At 49.4% G+C, this 15,047-nt stretch carries 14 protein-coding genes; 10 read left to right on the top strand and 4 right to left on the bottom strand.

Annotation, left to right across the window (positions count from 1 at the left end; translation table 11 throughout):
• Positions 1-27 precede the first annotated feature (27 nt).
• Positions 28-627, bottom strand: coding sequence for a 30S ribosomal protein S4 (rpsD, locus tag PaeBR_RS16505; protein WP_410511633.1), 600 nt, complete (start codon positions 625-627; stop codon positions 28-30).
• A gap of 395 nt (positions 628-1,022) precedes the next feature.
• On the opposite strand from rpsD, the gene PaeBR_RS16500 reads away from it, so the two are divergent.
• The 5 genes from PaeBR_RS16500 to PaeBR_RS16480 all read left to right on the top strand — a co-directional run bounded on the left by PaeBR_RS16500 (position 1,023) and on the right by PaeBR_RS16480 (position 5,996).
• Positions 1,023-3,014, top strand: coding sequence for a diguanylate cyclase domain-containing protein (locus PaeBR_RS16500; RefSeq protein WP_410511632.1), 1,992 nt, complete (start codon positions 1,023-1,025; stop codon positions 3,012-3,014).
• Between the two features lie 114 nt (positions 3,015-3,128).
• Positions 3,129-3,998 (top strand): hypothetical protein, encoded by an 870-nt coding sequence (locus PaeBR_RS16495; RefSeq protein ID WP_410511631.1) that lies wholly within the window; start codon positions 3,129-3,131, stop codon positions 3,996-3,998.
• A 94-nt stretch (positions 3,999-4,092) separates the two neighbouring features.
• Complete coding sequence (locus tag PaeBR_RS16490; protein WP_410511630.1) at positions 4,093-5,208, top strand: aminopeptidase; 1,116 nt, start codon at positions 4,093-4,095, stop codon at positions 5,206-5,208.
• Between the two features lie 103 nt (positions 5,209-5,311).
• A complete protein-coding gene (locus tag PaeBR_RS16485) occupies positions 5,312-5,554 on the top strand; it encodes an HPr family phosphocarrier protein (protein ID WP_410511629.1) in 243 nt (80 codons plus the stop codon).
• A gap of 148 nt (positions 5,555-5,702) precedes the next feature.
• Entirely contained in the window at positions 5,703-5,996 is a 294-nt protein-coding gene (locus PaeBR_RS16480) for a DUF1507 family protein (RefSeq protein ID WP_410511628.1), read from the top strand.
• 106 nt (positions 5,997-6,102) lie between these two features.
• Here the strand turns inward: PaeBR_RS16480 and cax are convergent, their stop codons facing one another.
• On the bottom strand, positions 6,103-7,173 hold the full coding sequence (cax, locus tag PaeBR_RS16475; RefSeq protein WP_410511627.1) for a calcium/proton exchanger: 1,071 nt from the start codon (positions 7,171-7,173) through the stop codon (positions 6,103-6,105).
• 154 nt (positions 7,174-7,327) lie between these two features.
• Between cax and PaeBR_RS16470 the strand changes: the two genes are divergently transcribed.
• Positions 7,328-7,693: an Asp23/Gls24 family envelope stress response protein gene (locus PaeBR_RS16470; RefSeq protein WP_019911482.1), complete on the top strand. Its 366-nt coding sequence runs from the start codon at positions 7,328-7,330 to the stop codon at positions 7,691-7,693.
• 178 nt (positions 7,694-7,871) lie between these two features.
• Here PaeBR_RS16470 and ftsW read toward each other — a convergent pair whose 3' ends face one another.
• Both ftsW and PaeBR_RS16460 read right to left on the bottom strand, forming a co-directional pair.
• On the bottom strand, positions 7,872-9,080 hold the full coding sequence (gene ftsW / locus PaeBR_RS16465) for a putative lipid II flippase FtsW (protein WP_410511626.1): 1,209 nt from the start codon (positions 9,078-9,080) through the stop codon (positions 7,872-7,874).
• Between the two features lie 14 nt (positions 9,081-9,094).
• On the bottom strand, positions 9,095-9,442 hold the full coding sequence (locus PaeBR_RS16460) for a YugN family protein (RefSeq protein ID WP_410511625.1): 348 nt from the start codon (positions 9,440-9,442) through the stop codon (positions 9,095-9,097).
• A 227-nt stretch (positions 9,443-9,669) separates the two neighbouring features.
• On the opposite strand from PaeBR_RS16460, the gene PaeBR_RS16455 reads away from it, so the two are divergent.
• The 4 genes from PaeBR_RS16455 (at position 9,670) to PaeBR_RS16440 (ending at position 14,976) form a co-directional block, all read left to right on the top strand.
• Complete coding sequence (locus PaeBR_RS16455) at positions 9,670-10,860, top strand: amidohydrolase (RefSeq protein WP_410511624.1); 1,191 nt, start codon at positions 9,670-9,672, stop codon at positions 10,858-10,860.
• A gap of 81 nt (positions 10,861-10,941) precedes the next feature.
• Complete coding sequence (locus PaeBR_RS16450) at positions 10,942-11,352, top strand: CBS domain-containing protein (protein WP_410515218.1); 411 nt, start codon at positions 10,942-10,944, stop codon at positions 11,350-11,352.
• 76 nt (positions 11,353-11,428) lie between these two features.
• Positions 11,429-13,135, top strand: coding sequence for a DNA repair helicase XPB (locus tag PaeBR_RS16445; protein WP_410511623.1), 1,707 nt, complete (start codon positions 11,429-11,431; stop codon positions 13,133-13,135).
• Complete coding sequence (locus PaeBR_RS16440) at positions 13,132-14,976, top strand: helicase-associated domain-containing protein (protein ID WP_410511622.1); 1,845 nt, start codon at positions 13,132-13,134, stop codon at positions 14,974-14,976. The genes PaeBR_RS16445 and PaeBR_RS16440 overlap by 4 nt, the downstream gene beginning before the upstream one ends.
• Positions 14,977-15,047 lie beyond the last annotated feature (71 nt).

The following is a 15,047-nucleotide window of genomic DNA, read 5'->3' as shown; positions in this document are numbered from 1 at the left end:
TTCATAATAACCGCTATACAGAAAGTATTAACGGTTGTAGAACTCGACGATTTGTTTCTCATCGATATCTTGGGACAGCTCGGAACGTTCTGGCAAACGGATGTATTTGCCTTCGAAGGAGCCTTCAGCATAATCCAGGTAAGCCGGAAGGTGTGAACGGTTAGCCAGAGCTTCCTTGATGGAAGACATTGCGCGGCTTCTTTCACGAAGACCGATTACATCGCCAGTGCTTACACGGTAAGATGCGATGTCGACTTTTTTGCCGTTAACAGTTACGTGACCATGGGATACCAACTGACGCGCTCCAGCGCGGGAGTTAGCAAATCCAAGACGGTATACGAGGTTGTCCAGGCGGCTCTCAAGCAAGAACATGAAGTTTTCGCCCGCGATACCTTGAAGCTTTTGAGCTTTAGTGAAGAGAGTTTTAAATTGTTTCTCTCCCAAACCGTACATGTGACGCAGTTTTTGTTTTTCCAAAAGCTGCATTCCGTAGTTACTTACTTTTCTGCGTTGGTTAGCGCCATGTTGTCCCGGTGGGAAAGGGCGTTTCAAATCTTTACCTGTACCGCTAAGGGAAATGCCCAGACGGCGGCTGAGTTTAAATTTAGGTCCTGTGTAACGTGCCATGTTATAGTAGACTCCTTTTTATTTGAAATTTCAGGTGGGGCCTATTTGTGCCGCGTGCCGTATCCGTGGAAGTTTATAGATCCACACTATAGGGAAGTTCAGCCGCTGCCCTATTAGTAACGAACCCGCGTGAGGGTGACACAACGTTTCGCCCAATATAAGACCAGTTACAGTCTTGTTCAACAATAAATATTATATGAAAACAACTAGCAAAGTCAAGCGCATGTTTAAAGAGATTTTGTCGTTCTTTGTCGTTAGGGCTTAGGACCTAAAAAAAAACCCGGTTTTGCGGAAAATATAATGCATTACAGAAAGAAAGGGAGTAAAATATGGTTAACTAATAAATGTTATCGGAATAGAATTTTAAAATTAGAGATAGTAAGGGGATCCTCTTTATGTCAAAGCAGCAAGCTTACGGTCATAAAGGCAGCCATGTGCTGACACAGGACACCATGCAATCCAACGACGATTCTGAAGATCCTACCGCATGGTTAAGGGAAACGGACATCGTATCCTATGATTTTCCTTATACAGACGGTCTGATTGTGGACAGCTTTCATGAGTGGTACAAGGGAGAGGCTTCCCTTCCATTCACTGAATCGTGGAATTGGTGTGTCCTTAATTATGAAGGTAAATGGATGAACCATATCAATCAGGTCAATGAGCGTTGGAGTTCCTGCTGGGAAGAGGCTGCCGGCCTAAGCTTGCTATCCCGGAAGACCAATAGCTCTCATATGACGGAAAATGGGACAAGCCTGACCTTCTTGACGCTGCCGGTTTATACGCGTTCCAAAGGTGATATATTCGCTTTTCTTGGCTGTGCCATGTCTACTGAACAGTATGAGAAGGGCGGCCGGGAGATTGCTGAAGTGCTGGCCCGGCATTTCCGTACATGCTTTTATCGCAGGTTCGAGCATATTTTCGTATCCGATCTTGCGGATGTCCATCTGAATGCCGAGAAGGAAAGTAACCGCCACTCCCTGCTCTTCCAGATTGTTCAGAGAATGCATGATAATATTGATGTGGATGCTGTTTTAATTGAGGTTATTGAGAGTATTTCCGCGATGTATCCGGGTGCGAGGCTTGTGCTCTTCATATCCCAGGATCACCGCAGCGCTCATCCTCAGGTGAAGCCGCTTCCGCTTCGCTGGGAGAGCAATGACGCATCTGCCCGGGCGTTCAAAGACGGCAAGGTAGCCATTCAGGCCAGCAACGAGGATAGCAAGCTTATAGAGATTGGTCTTCCGCTTAGCGGTAAGCAGGGTGTTTATGGTGTTTTTCATATGGTCATGTATAAACAATCATTTCTGGATGTTGATTTACGCTTTCTGTCCATGGTGGCGGACACGGCGGGAACCGCATTCGAGAATGCCAAGCTGTATGAACGCTCCAATCAGCTGATTCGTGAATTGAGGATGAGCAATGAGCTCACCCAGCGTCTGAACCAAAGCTTGCGCCTTAGTGATATTTTTCAATTTGCCTTTGAAGAGCTGCTGGAGATGTTCGAGGCTGACTACTGCTGTATTCTCCATTTGAATGAAGAGAAGGGCGGGCTGGAGACGGTAGCCTGCAATCATCACGCATTGATGAATGAAATTATAGAGATCGGACAAGGACTCGGAGGAAAGGTGTATGCCTCGGGCGAGTCGGTGATTCTATCCGATTATATGGAGCATCCGGAGACAGCCTCCCGGCTGATGGACGCAACCGATTCACAGTCGCTTATCGCGACTCCATTGAGCGTAGGGGGAGAGGTCCGAGGGGCCATTATGCTGAGTCATCGGGAGCCCCATTATTTCTCCTATGATAACTACAGGTTGCTGCAGGCAATGGCAGGGCATATCGGGCTTGCAGTCGGGAATGCGCGTTTACACGCAGAAGTTCGACGCCTGGCGAACAGAGACAGTCTGACAGGTCTGTACGCACGGCATTATCTGGATGAGGAGATCGGTATCAGACAAGGGACTGATTTCTGCGGATCATTAATCGTTGTTGATATTGATCAGTTCAAAATGGTTAACGATACATACGGTCACCAGAAAGGCGATAAAATCCTGAGGCAGGTCAGTGATATTGTGAAAACATCCATTCGCAAAGGCGATATCGCAGCCAGATGGGGCGGGGAAGAGCTGGCGCTCTACTTGCCGCAGCTTGGCGTTCACCAGACTGCAATTGTAGCCGAGCGAATCCGTTTACGGGTGCAAGGGGAGACGGAGCCGCATGTGACCGTATCCTGCGGGATTGCCGAATGGAGCTGGATTGATGATCGGGTAAGTGTGGAATCTTTATTCTACCGGGCGGATATGGCGCTGTATGAAGCGAAGAACAATGGCCGGAATCGGATTGTTATCGATAGGAACATGGAGAGCAGAGTGGAGAATCCTTGAGGCGAAGTCCTCGAGGATTTTTTTGCATTGCGTCACTTATAAGGATTAGAGTGATCCAAAGTATAAGCCCTGACTATAAGGAGAACCTATAACTAAAAATAGGGTGGGAAGGGCATGAAGCTTATGACAAGGCTGTTTATTCGGAATGGAATAGTGGTTGTGACCTTAACGCTATACTGCGCTCTAAGCAGCGGCTGCAGCCTGAGGAACGAGAAGCCGGCCGGAGACGATCTGGATTTGGCTCTGGCGGGTATGACAGGCAGCGATGGAGTTACATTTGAAGGGGCAACGGCGCTGCTGCGGGGCAGTGATGGCACCCCTTATGAAACTTTATATTACGGCGGGAAAGTGAAGGATCACAATCAAGTAACTCTCTATACACTCCTCCCGGACAGCAATTCCTCTAAAGCTGCGGCCACCGGCAAAATAAATAAGCTGGGAAGTGCTATTCCTAATAAACAGTCCTACTATAGCCAATTGAAAAAAATAGGGGGCCAATGGCAGCCTCTCTCCCAGTCCTTTCCACAGGAGGGAAATCCACTGCCTCGCCTAAATCCGATTTATCAGTTGGAGGAACTGGAGGGGATGGATAAAACGGTCACAGAGGAAGCTGGAGCCGGACGAGGGACCCGGGTTCTGCGGATTGAACTGTCCCCTGATGAGGCCCACGCTCAGCTGGCGGCTCAGTTGAATCAGGAGATGTCGGCGCTTCGATCCTTCAACCAAACTGGGGAGGAGAGCCAATCCTCGGCCAATCCTCAGTTGAATAAGGCTCTGGAGACGTACTGGAAGAAGCAGAACACAGAACTTCAGCGCAAGCTCGACAAGGCACATGTTGAGACTGTCTATCATTTAAACGTTGACGTAAAACGCAATCTGCCCAAACGATTGGCATGGACCCGAACCATTAACTTTCCCGGAGATATCCAGAAGACACGCAGTGAAACCTATGTGACACAGATTGATTTCTATGGATACCGTTAAGAATTCACACGGTAACCGAAGGTCTTGCGCTCTATAACGGGCATGCTACAATAGATGGGCATGTGATTTTTTAGGATGAGGAAGGAAGAGAGAGATGAAGGATCCCAGAATTCAAAAGCTGGCGGAAAACCTCGTAGGGTACTCCGTAAATGTACAGCCGGGAGAGAATGTGCTGGTCGAAATGATTGGCAGTGAACGCGATTTGATCAACGCAATTGTGGAAGAAATAGGCAAAGCCGGCGGATACGCTTTTGTGCAATTAACTGACCGAACGGTACAACGGAGTATGCTTAAATACGCAACACGGGAAGGTTTGCAGACCTGGGCTGAGATCGATCTGAACCGGATGAAGCAAATGGACTGCTATATCGGTATTCGCGCAGGCGAGAATGTCAACGACCTGTCTGATGTGCCTGAGGAGAACATGAAGCTGTACAACTCCCTGTATGCCCACCCGGTTCACAGCGAGCAGCGGGTAAAACATACGAAATGGGTAGTTTTGCGTTATCCGAATGCAAGCATGGCCCAGCTAGCCAACACGAGCACAGAAGCGTTCGAGGATTTCTATTTTGCAGTCTGTAATCTGGATTATGCCAAAATGGACAAAGCGCAGGATGCTCTGGCTGATCTGATGAGAAAAACAGACAAGGTACGCATTGCCGGACCCGGCACGGATCTTACTTTCTCCATCAAAGGCATAGGCGCCGAGAAATGCTCCGGACAAAAGAACATTCCGGACGGTGAGGTATACAGCGCACCCGTTCGCGATTCCGTTAACGGTACAATCAGCTATAACGCAGCCACACTATACAACGGCGTTACTTTTGAAAATGTTAAGTTTACCTTCGAGAACGGTAAAATCGTTGAGGCTTCCAGCAATGACAGCGCTCGTCTGAATGACATTCTGGATTCGGATGATGGAGCCCGCCATATCGGTGAATTTGCAATCGGCTTTAACCCTTACATTCTCCACCCGATGAAGGATATTCTTTTTGATGAGAAGATCGCAGGCAGCCTGCATTTTACACCGGGTCAGGCCTATGAAGTTACTGATAACGGCAACCGTTCCTCGATTCATTGGGACCTTGTACTGATTCAACGTCCTGAGTATGGCGGCGGAGAGATCTATTTTGACGATGTTCTGATCCGTAAAGACGGTATTTTTGTTGTGCCTGAGCTGGAAGGTCTTAATCCGGAAAACCTGAAGTAAGATAGAAAGATAAGAAACACCTTGCGCGGGTAAGCGGATTCAATGTATCATAATGATGATAACATAAAGACTATTTTCATAATCAAGTTGTGGAGGGATTCTTATGTCCAGTAACAATGCGGCAATCGTTGATATTGCCCAAACGGCGAGCAAGTTCAATTCTTCAATCGTTCTTCAAGCAGACAACAAGTACATCGATGTTAAGAGTATCCTTGGATTGTTTACTACATTGGTATCGAGCCAAAGTTATGAACTGCACGTGCATGGTACGGATGCAGAAGAAGCAAAGGCCGCGATGAGCGAAGTGTTTTCCAGACACGGTTTGAATTTTACTGTAGTAGCTTAGTAATTGCTTGTTCTGAAACGTCTTGTCGATTCCGACTGGACGTTTTTTTAAGTTGGAAAACTGAATTCTTGTATTGAAATCCGATTTCGACTAATATTAAATTAAATAGCGTCACTGCTGTAACTTTTGGACATGGGGGGGAAGATGCATGACTTCATCGGAATTGCAGGAACAGCTTAATCTTAAAGCGATCACTCTTCTACAAGAAGATGCCGATAAAATTGAGAAGCTTATCGAAGTTCAGATGACCAATCTGGCGACACGCTACTGCCCTCTCTATGAGGAAGTGCTGGACACCCAGATGTACGGATTCTCCAAGGAAGTGGATTTTGCGGTCAGAGCGGGGCTGGTGCCGGAGCTTACAGGTAAGCTGGTTCTGAGCAAGCTGGAACGGAATTTGGCGGTTTTATACGAGGCACTAAATAACAGGGCAAAGGAATAAGGCTGTTATGTTTTGTTGTCGGACAAGGGTTTTAATCACAATTAAAAGCGCACGGAAGAGGCAGGGGAGCCTTTTCCGTGCGCTTTTTACATGTAATGAAGGTATCTTATACAAGATAGAAGGAGACGCCCAGAATGAGGTACACCGCCAGAAGCAGCAGTCCCTCGTACCAGTTCGTAGAACCGTCCTGTATAATCGACTTGGCGATGAACACGGATACTCCGATGGCTACCAGCTCAATCGTAGTAAAGACGATGTCCATTGTATCGCCCCTGAAATAACTTGCGAAAATAAGCACCGGGGCAACAAACAGGGCAATCTGCAGACTGCTGCCCACAGCGATTTCGACAGCGGCACCCATTTTGTTCTTCATCGCGAGCAGAATAGCGGCGCTATGCTCTGCTGCATTACCGATAATGGCTACCAGGAAAGCCCCGACGAACAGCTCGCTAAGACCGAAGCGTTCCGTCAATGTCTCCAATGTGCCAACAAGCCATTCACTGACGAAGGCCACCATTACAGTTGCGAGGACCAGATACAGGATGGATTTGTTTCTGGACCAGACAGGGGCGTGTTCGTTAGGCAATTCCTCTTCGTTGTCGACCGTGACATCATCCAGGTACTTCTTGTGTGTAATCATGGAGAATACAAGCCAGGCCAGATAAGAAGCGATGAGCAGCCCGGCGACGATCAGGCTGAGTTGATCCGTATCCTCCCCGGTGATGGAATGGGTATTAAAGAACATAGCGGGAACAAACAAGGCAATGACGGCCACGATCATTAGAGAACCGTTAAGTCCGGCGAGAGTGACATTGAAATTCTGTACCTTATGCTTCAATCCCCCGGCAAATATACTAAGACCCAATACGAGCAGCAAATTTCCGATGATGGAGCCGGTGAGACTCGCTTTGACCATATCGTACAGCCCTTCTTTAACGAGGAAGAAGGCGATGATCAGCTCGGCGGCATTGCCAAAGGTGGCATTAAGAAAGCCTCCCAGACGCTGCCCTGCGTAATGGGCCACGCTTTCCGTGGCCCTGCCCAGGAAACCGGCCACAAATACGACGGCTACAGCTGACAGGATAAACTGAAGCGTATGATCCCAGTTCGCGTAATGTCCAATGGCGCTAAGCGCAAATGTAATGATGAGCAGTGATGGTGAAATCCATTTTTTCAATGTAGGGCACCCTCCAGTCCAATTTATGTATGTTGATTTCATAATCAATATACCCAAATTGTCAGGGGATGTAAACGAAGTGAGAGAAAGTCATTTGCTTTTTAGCCTGTTTAGGAATTACAATAATTGATAATGAGTGTAAGGGGGATTTGGCATGGCGGAACAACTTCAGCTGGAAATGGGAAATATACGAATTTCGAATGATGTGGTCTCGAAAATTGCCGGATTGGCTGCTTTGGAGACTCCAGGGATTGCAGCCATGTCAGGCGGCTTGTCGGAAGGCTGGGCGAAACGTCTTAGCGGTAAAAATGTACAAAAAGGTGTTACCGTTGAAGTGGGACAACTGGAAGCGGCCGTAGACCTGCGTATTATCGTGCTCTATGAAACGCCGATTCATGAAGTATGCCGGATGCTGCAGCAGAATGTGCGCGAGGCTGTGGAGAGCATGACTGGACTTCATATTGTAGAGGTTAATGTTAAGGTTGAGGGCGTCGCCTTTAAAAATGATGAAATTTCGTAATAGGTATTATAACTGCTTGGAGCGTAAGCCCATGAAGCAGAAACGAGGCTGTCCCAGAAGTAGATATTTTGACGAATGAGACAGGATCTTGCACTTAAAGCTGAAAAAAGGTGAAAAACTAGCCAGTCTCCGGGTTATGGAGACTGGCTAGTTTTTGTTTTCGATGTGCAGGGCGGCCTTATCGGGCACGTACCTGTCTTACCGTTGTTATTGATTTAGTTACTTCCTCTTTGGCGGGACGGTTCGTTTCCCGTGAAATATTGAGTATAATGCCCATGGAGAGCATCGTGACCAGCAAGGAGGAGCCGCCATAACTGATAAATGGCAGGGTAACACCGGTAAGAGGGATGGTTTTGGTAACTCCTCCGATATTGACAAAGGCCTGAATGGCAATCCAACCCATGACTCCGATACCGACAAGTGTTCCGAAAGGATCGGTGCATCTAAGAGAAATCAATATGCCTCTCCAAACAAAATATAAATAAATTAACAAAAAGAGTGCGGTTCCGATAAAGCCCAGCTCTTCACCAATAACAGCAAAGATGAAATCGTTCTCCGCATTACGGAGATAATGCAGCTTTTGCACACTTTGACCGAAGCCCGCACCACTTACGCCTCCCTGACCCAAAGCGGTCAAGGACTGGATAATGTTGTAGCCGTCACCCTGCGGGTCCGCAAAAGGGTCCAAAAAGGCGTCGACGCGACCTTGCTTATAGTCCTGAGCGGCTGCTGTTTTATCCGGAGAGGGGGAGAAGGAGTCGATTACTGTCTTTGTCCCCATGACCAGGCCTAAGCCAAGTACAAGCAGTGCAATAGAGCCCAGAATATGCTTCATGCTGGCCCCGCCGGCAAAGATTACAAGCCCGCTCGTAGCCACCAGAATGAGACAGGAGCCTAAATCCGGCTGCATCATGATCAGTCCTGCTACGATGCCGACGATGACCATGACCGGAATATAGCCTGATCGCAAATCCCGCAGCCGTTCACCTTTTTTGGTAATCAGGGCCGCAAGGTACAGGATGATCGATATTTTGGCCAGCTCGGTCGGTTGAATGCCCAGGCCTGCTATGCTCAGCCAACTCTTCGCTCCGTTAATTCTTTCCGTTGAAGCCACAAAAAGCAGTAAAATAACCGTGATAATGAATATAGGCGCATACCATTTCTTAAACCGGCTGTAGTGAATATTCATCACAGTGAACATGACGAAGCTGCCCAGTACCACCCAGACAAGCTGGCGTTTCAAGAAATATAAGGGGTCGCCTCTGAAATACAGGCTGGAGCTGGAGCTGAATACCATGATCACCCCGAAGCCGACGAGCAAAAGCGTAAGTATGAGCAGCTGGAAATCAGGTGTTCCTTTTTTGCTGGAAGTGCTTTTTGATTTCATTGTTCTGCTCCTGTTCAAGCCTCAAGCAGCTGTTTTAGTTCCAAAATACGTTCTCCCGCAATGGCTAGAACCGATTGAGGTACGGGTGACTCGTATTCCAGACCGTGAGGGAATGTTGCCTTGCCCAGGTAAATGGCTTCAATCGCAAGTATAGCGTCCGGCTTCTCCAGTTTACCCTCGACAGCACGTGTATTGACACGCAGATAGTATTCGCCGCCGTTCTGCCGGTCTTCAATTTTGCAGTCATAAGTGGCCCGATAGTATTCCCACTGCCAGCGAATAAACCCTGCTTTTTCCGCGCTTTCGTCCAGGTAGAGAAGATCACTTTGAAGTCCCACGAGGCCCGTGTTCTCAAAAATCATGGCGAGTATATCCCCCCTTATGAAGTATAATGATTTATTTTTAACAAAATGTTCACGGTTCTACCTCATGATAGTATGTTTCCATAGGTTGTGCAAGACTGGAGGGCGGCGTGCAATACACAGTTTTTCGTGTTTCTGCTACAATAAAAGGCATATGACCGATTTTCAAGTGAACAGAGAGAAAAGGACGGCTTCCTGTGTGTAAAGGGGCGACTTTAAGGAAGGGAATGGAAACTATGGAGCAGATGCCGGTTGAACAGCTGCTGCAGGATATGATTGAATGGCGCCGCCATTTGCACCGACATCCGGAGTTGTCTTATCAGGAGCGTGAGACCTCTGCCTTTGTGGCGGACAAGCTGGCAAGCTTCGGGATTGAAGTTGAAAAAAGTTCGGTGGGTTATGGTGTGGTAGGGATTTTAAGGGGCGGGAAGCCGGGGAGTACAGTGGTTCTCCGTGCCGATATGGATGCGCTGCCGATCAGGGAAGAAAACGGATGCCCATATGCATCGCAAAATGAAGGAGTCATGCATGCTTGCGGTCATGATGGCCATACGGCGATGCTGCTCGGTGCGGCTGCGTATTACAGCAGCCGGAGGGACAAGCTTCAGGGAGAGCTTCGTTTTCTGTTTCAGCCTGCGGAAGAGGTGTGTCCCGGCGGAGCATTAGGCATGATTGCCGAGGGGGTACTGAACGGCGCGGATGCTGTCTATGGTCTTCATCTCTGGACCCCGCTTCCTGTAGGAACGGTAGCAAGCGCACCTGGGCCGCTAATGGCCTCTGCGGATGAATTTTTTATCGATATATTAGGCAAAGGCGGTCATGCGGGTATTCCGCACCGCTCCATTGACAGCATTGTGGCCGGAGCCGCACTGGTAACTCAGCTTCAGAGCATCGTAAGCCGCTCCGTTGACCCGCTGCGTCCTGCAGTACTCAGTGTGGGCACGATACAAGGAGGCTTCGCCCAGAATGTTGTTGCTGAGAAATGCCGGATCACCGGCACAGTCCGGGCTTTCGATGAAGAGACCCGGCTTCTGATCCGGCAGAGAATAGAAGAGATGTCGTCAGCGGTAGCCGCCGCATACGGAGCGCAAGCCCAGGTGGATTATCTGATGGGTTATCCGCCTCTGGTCAATCATGAGGCGGAATGCCGGCGCTTTTTCATTGAAGCGCCCCGGGCCCTCGGGGATTCTGTAGAGGTCATCACGATGGAGAAGCTGATGCCTGCGGAGGATTTTGCCTATTATGTTCAAAGTGTTCCGGGCTGTTTTATGTTCGTCGGTGCAGGCAATCTCGATAAAAATGCTGTTTATCCGCATCACCACAGCCGGTTCAATTTCGATGAGGACGCCATGCTCCATGGGGTGAAGCTGCTGATCGCCATGGCGGATTCCCGGCTGAAGGATACGGCTGTCGTATAATTTTTATAATTAAGGAGAACCTACTCTCATGTTTCGCCAAAAGATGAGGAGGGTTCTAACTTGAGAACAGTTAAAGAAGCCATGACCAGGAATCCTATCACTGTCACGCCTCAGGATAACATTTATGAGGTGGCAGTTATTATGAGAGACAACGACACGGGGTTTGTTCCCGTAGTTGATAGTTCGGACAGCAAGAAGCTGATTGGAGTGATCACCGACCGTGATTTAGTCCTTCGGGGTTATGCTGACAAACATTCGGGTTCCAGCTCGGTAGAGCAGGTAATGAGTACGAACATCAGAACGGCTTCAGAAGATATGTCCGTGGATGAAGCAACCGAACTGATGGCGTCACAGCAAATTCGCCGGCTGCCGGTAGTACAAGAGGGTAATTTGATTGGCGTTGTGTCTATTGGTGATTTGGCGGTACGCCAAATTTATGTGGATGAGGCAGGAAAAGCCCTCAGTGAAATTTCGCAGCACCATTTGCATTAGGGTAACATAACCAGGGAAAGCTCATGTCCGTAACCGGAATGGGCTTTTTCGGCTATCCGTTAAGGAGGAGGGTCCTATGGAAGGACGAGGAGCATGCATTGTTCGCAGGGACAGGTCCATACTTTTGGAATGTGTACATAATGGCTTTGAGGCTGCAAGGGCTAAGCTGTCTATATTTGCTGAACTTATAAAAAGTCCGCCCGCCTTTCATACCTATCGTATCAGCCCGTTGTCTCTTTGGAATGCGGCCTCGCTTGGGCTTACGGCGGATAAGATTATTTTTGAGCTTAGAGTTCTCTCACGCTGGGAGGTTCCGGCAGGTCTGGAGGATGAGATCTCTATGATCATGTCCAGATACGGCCGGTTAACACTTCACGCTGATGCGGTGGAGCCTGAAAGGGTTGTTCTCCGGGGAGATCACAAGGACCTGATGGATGAACTGGATCGGTATCCTCAGTTGACGGATCTTCGCCTTCAGCGGACCGGTCCCCTGGAGCTTACCGCCAGTGCGGCGAAGCGGGGCCAGTTAAAGCAAGAGCTGACTGGATTGGGGTATCCAGTATTGGATTTCGCCGGGTACCATGAGGGGCAGGCTCTGAGTGTCGCATGGAGAGATCCGGACAGCGGCAGCGGAAAAGAGAGAGAAAACTCCTTCAGATTAAGAGAATATCAGAGGGAAGCCGTGGAGCACTTCGAGGATAAAGCCGGAAGCGGAGGAAGCGGCGTGATTGTCCTGCCATGCGGAGCAGGGAAGACGGTTGTAGGCCTAGCTGTGCTGGCAGCCCTGCAATGTGAAACGCTGATTCTTACCTCCAATACGACCTCTGTCCGGCAGTGGATGAATGAGCTAACACAGCGGACGAATCTTTCGGAAGAAGAGGTTGGAGAGTATACCGGCGAGAAGAGGCAGGTTCGGCCCGTAACCGTAGCTACCTATCAAATATTGACGCACCGCCGCTCTAAAGGCGGAGAATTCCGGCATATGAATCTGTTTGACGAACGAAACTGGGGATTGATCATCTATGATGAGGTACATTTGCTGCCCGCCCCGGTTTTCCGTGCGACTGCGGATATTCAGGCGACACGCCGTCTCGGGCTCACAGCCACCCTTATAAGGGAAGACGGGCGCGAAGGAGATGTGTTCTCCCTGATCGGACCCAAGCGGTATGATATGCCCTGGAAGGTACTGGAGAATGAAGGGTGGATTGCCGGGGTAGAGTGTGTGGAGATGATTGTGCCCATGAATAACCCGCTGAAGCTTAAATATATGTACGCTGCCGCCAGAGAAAAATTTCGGCTTGCCGCCTCCAACCCGGCTAAATTAAAAGTTGTGCAGCAGCTGCTGGATATTCATAGAGGGGCGCCTGTTTTGATTATAGGCCAGTATATAGAACAGCTGAGTCAACTGGCTGAAAGCATTGGTGCACCTTTGATTAGTGGCAAAACACCGCAGCAGGAGAGGATGGATAGTTACACCACGTTCAACGAGGGCAGACTGCCTGTGCTGGTAGTCTCAAAGGTGGCCAATTTTGCCGTGAATCTGCCGGATGCCTCCGTTGCGATAGAGGTGTCTGGTGCTTACGGCTCCAGGCAGGAGGAAGCCCAGCGTCTTGGACGTATTCTAAGGCCGAAGCCCGGTGAGAACAAAGCCTATTTCTACACACTGGTGTCCGGGGACAGCAGGGAACAGGAATTTTCATTGCACCGCCGGATGTTTCTGGCCGAACAGGGCTACCAATACGAGGTGAGATACGCCGAGTTGAACGGAGTGGATAGTGTTTGATACATTTAACGGCACCTGCGCAGGAGCTGATTAAGAGGATATGTGCGGCTTATGCCTCCCAGCCTTTTGAAGAAGGGAAAGTGAAGCAATTTCGGCCGGCAAACCTGTGCCCTGCAGAACAAAAACTTGCTCTGATTGAGCTGCGGCGGGTTGGTATGCTTTCAGCTCTGCAAAAAATATGGGGGGAGAAGCTTTATTACATCCCTGCGGAGAGGCTGCCGCAGATTCAGAGACATTGCTTCCCCTTTACCCCAGCTACAGAAGAGAACAGCAATATTTATACTGCTATGGAAGAGGCCTCGGGATTGGCGGGTGACCTTTTTCAGGCGCTGCTGTTTGTGGCTGAAGAAGGACTGCCTGTTACAGTTAAAGGCAGTATTCACAAGAAACATATAAGTCGGCTGGCGTCGAGGCTGTCTCTTCAGGAGAAACATTTGCGGGGACTTGCATTAAACTATCCTTATTCTGAAATCTATCCGCTGCCCGCTGCGGTAATGGTTGATCTGATGCTCTGTCTGGGATTGCTGAAACGGAATGACAGTGCATACATCCTTGATAAGGAGATCTTGGAGAGCTGGCTTCACCTCCCGGAATCTGACATGACGAGTCTTTTGTATACTGCTGTTATTAATCGTTACGGGAGCTCGGAGCCTGCCGGCCAGCATTTTCGCTGTTTGATAGCCCGACCTGATTTTGTTCTGAAGGAGTGGGTATCTGTATCACAAATTCTGGACTGGATGGAGGCTTCCTCGCTGGTTGTGCCGGCACATCGTTCGGGTCTGGAGGCTTCAAGCCGGGCCTGGCTGGAATGCCTGGCCGGCTTTGGCTGGTGCCAAGTCGGAACTGACAATAAGGGCAGCATATACTTCCGCTGGATCAAGCTGCCGACGAAGGCGGAGTTTTTAAGACCGTCTGAAAATGGTTCATCATCCGCCATGCTCATTGTACAAACGGATTTTGAGGTGCTTGTCCCGCCAGACGTTCCCTTCATTGTCCGCTGGACTCTTGCCAGCTGCGCCGAGCTGCTGTCGGTTGAAATCATGTGGAGCTTTCGGCTGACGCGGGAGCGGCTGGAGTTCGCCAATGAACGGGGGATGCCCCCGGATGAAGTCATTGCTTGGCTCCATATGCATACGATAGGCGGTCTGCCGGAGCAGGTAAGGCTCGTTCTGGAACAATGGAGAGAAGGTATTGGCCGAACTTCTCTGGCCGACATTCTTCTGCTTTCCTGCAGAAATGAAGAGGATGGGGATGCGATAGCCTCGCATCCAAGACTGCAGGGCCATCTTACCCGTCTGGGACCGCTTCACTTCGTTGTGCCTAAGGAACAAGAGAAGAACGTCCGTACTGAGCTTGCAGCCGCTGGACTGGCTCCACATCGGGATGTGCAGGGAAGAGAAGAAGAGAAGACAGAAACCGTTCCTGCATTTCACCGGAAGAAAGCAGAGCAGCCTGGCGAATATATCCTTCCTGCTCCAAGACCGGAGCAGGGGCTGATTCATACCGGAGCTTCACAGCACTATCTGCAGCCGGCCCCACTTGATCCTGAGGAAACTTTGCTGCCAGGAGAAGAAAGTATACCCTCTATGTGGAGCAGGGAATGGCACTGTTATCACAGCACCACTGCGCAGAAGGTTATGGAGCAAGCGCTGAAGTGGGGGGTTAAGGTGCGGATTTCACTGGAGGATGAAAGCTGTGAGTTCATACCCTCCCGCGTTCTGGGTAATCCCTGGCGAATGGCGGGACATTTGCTTCGCAGTAAAGAGGGGTCAGCCGAAGAGATGGAGCTTGCAGCAGGTGCCTGGAAAGAGATGCAGATGATTATTCCCGGGCGAAGATAATTCCCCTTCTGCTGGAGCAGCTGAATATGTTATGATAAGTGAGTCTACTGCCAAGTAGAACTTTGACATAG

Origin of the sequence: Paenibacillus sp. BR2-3 (assembly GCF_046529485.1) — a bacterium.
In the GTDB taxonomy this organism is placed as follows: domain Bacteria; phylum Bacillota; class Bacilli; order Paenibacillales; family Paenibacillaceae; genus Paenibacillus_AQ.
Note: the sequence above shows the minus strand (reverse complement) of the source record. Positions and strands in the feature narration are given on the sequence as shown.

Excerpts from the sequence above, each read along its gene's own strand:
- PaeBR_RS16470 (WP_019911482.1), top strand. The coding sequence starts at position 7,328 with ATGGCGGAACAACTTCAGCTGGAAATGGGAAATATACGAATTTCGAAT.
- PaeBR_RS16500 (WP_410511632.1), top strand. The coding sequence starts at position 1,023 with ATGTCAAAGCAGCAAGCTTACGGTCATAAAGGCAGCCATGTGCTGACA.
- PaeBR_RS16490 (WP_410511630.1), top strand. The coding sequence starts at position 4,093 with ATGAAGGATCCCAGAATTCAAAAGCTGGCGGAAAACCTCGTAGGGTAC.
- PaeBR_RS16480 (WP_410511628.1), top strand. The coding sequence starts at position 5,703 with ATGACTTCATCGGAATTGCAGGAACAGCTTAATCTTAAAGCGATCACT.
- ftsW (WP_410511626.1), bottom strand. The coding sequence starts at position 9,080 with ATGAAATCAAAAAGCACTTCCAGCAAAAAAGGAACACCTGATTTCCAG.
- PaeBR_RS16455 (WP_410511624.1), top strand. The coding sequence starts at position 9,670 with ATGGAAACTATGGAGCAGATGCCGGTTGAACAGCTGCTGCAGGATATG.
- rpsD (WP_410511633.1), bottom strand. The coding sequence starts at position 627 with ATGGCACGTTACACAGGACCTAAATTTAAACTCAGCCGCCGTCTGGGC.
- PaeBR_RS16485 (WP_410511629.1), top strand. The coding sequence starts at position 5,312 with ATGTCCAGTAACAATGCGGCAATCGTTGATATTGCCCAAACGGCGAGC.
- PaeBR_RS16445 (WP_410511623.1), top strand. The coding sequence starts at position 11,429 with ATGGAAGGACGAGGAGCATGCATTGTTCGCAGGGACAGGTCCATACTT.
- PaeBR_RS16495 (WP_410511631.1), top strand. The coding sequence starts at position 3,129 with ATGAAGCTTATGACAAGGCTGTTTATTCGGAATGGAATAGTGGTTGTG.
- PaeBR_RS16460 (WP_410511625.1), bottom strand. The coding sequence starts at position 9,442 with ATGATTTTTGAGAACACGGGCCTCGTGGGACTTCAAAGTGATCTTCTC.
- PaeBR_RS16450 (WP_410515218.1), top strand. The coding sequence starts at position 10,942 with ATGACCAGGAATCCTATCACTGTCACGCCTCAGGATAACATTTATGAG.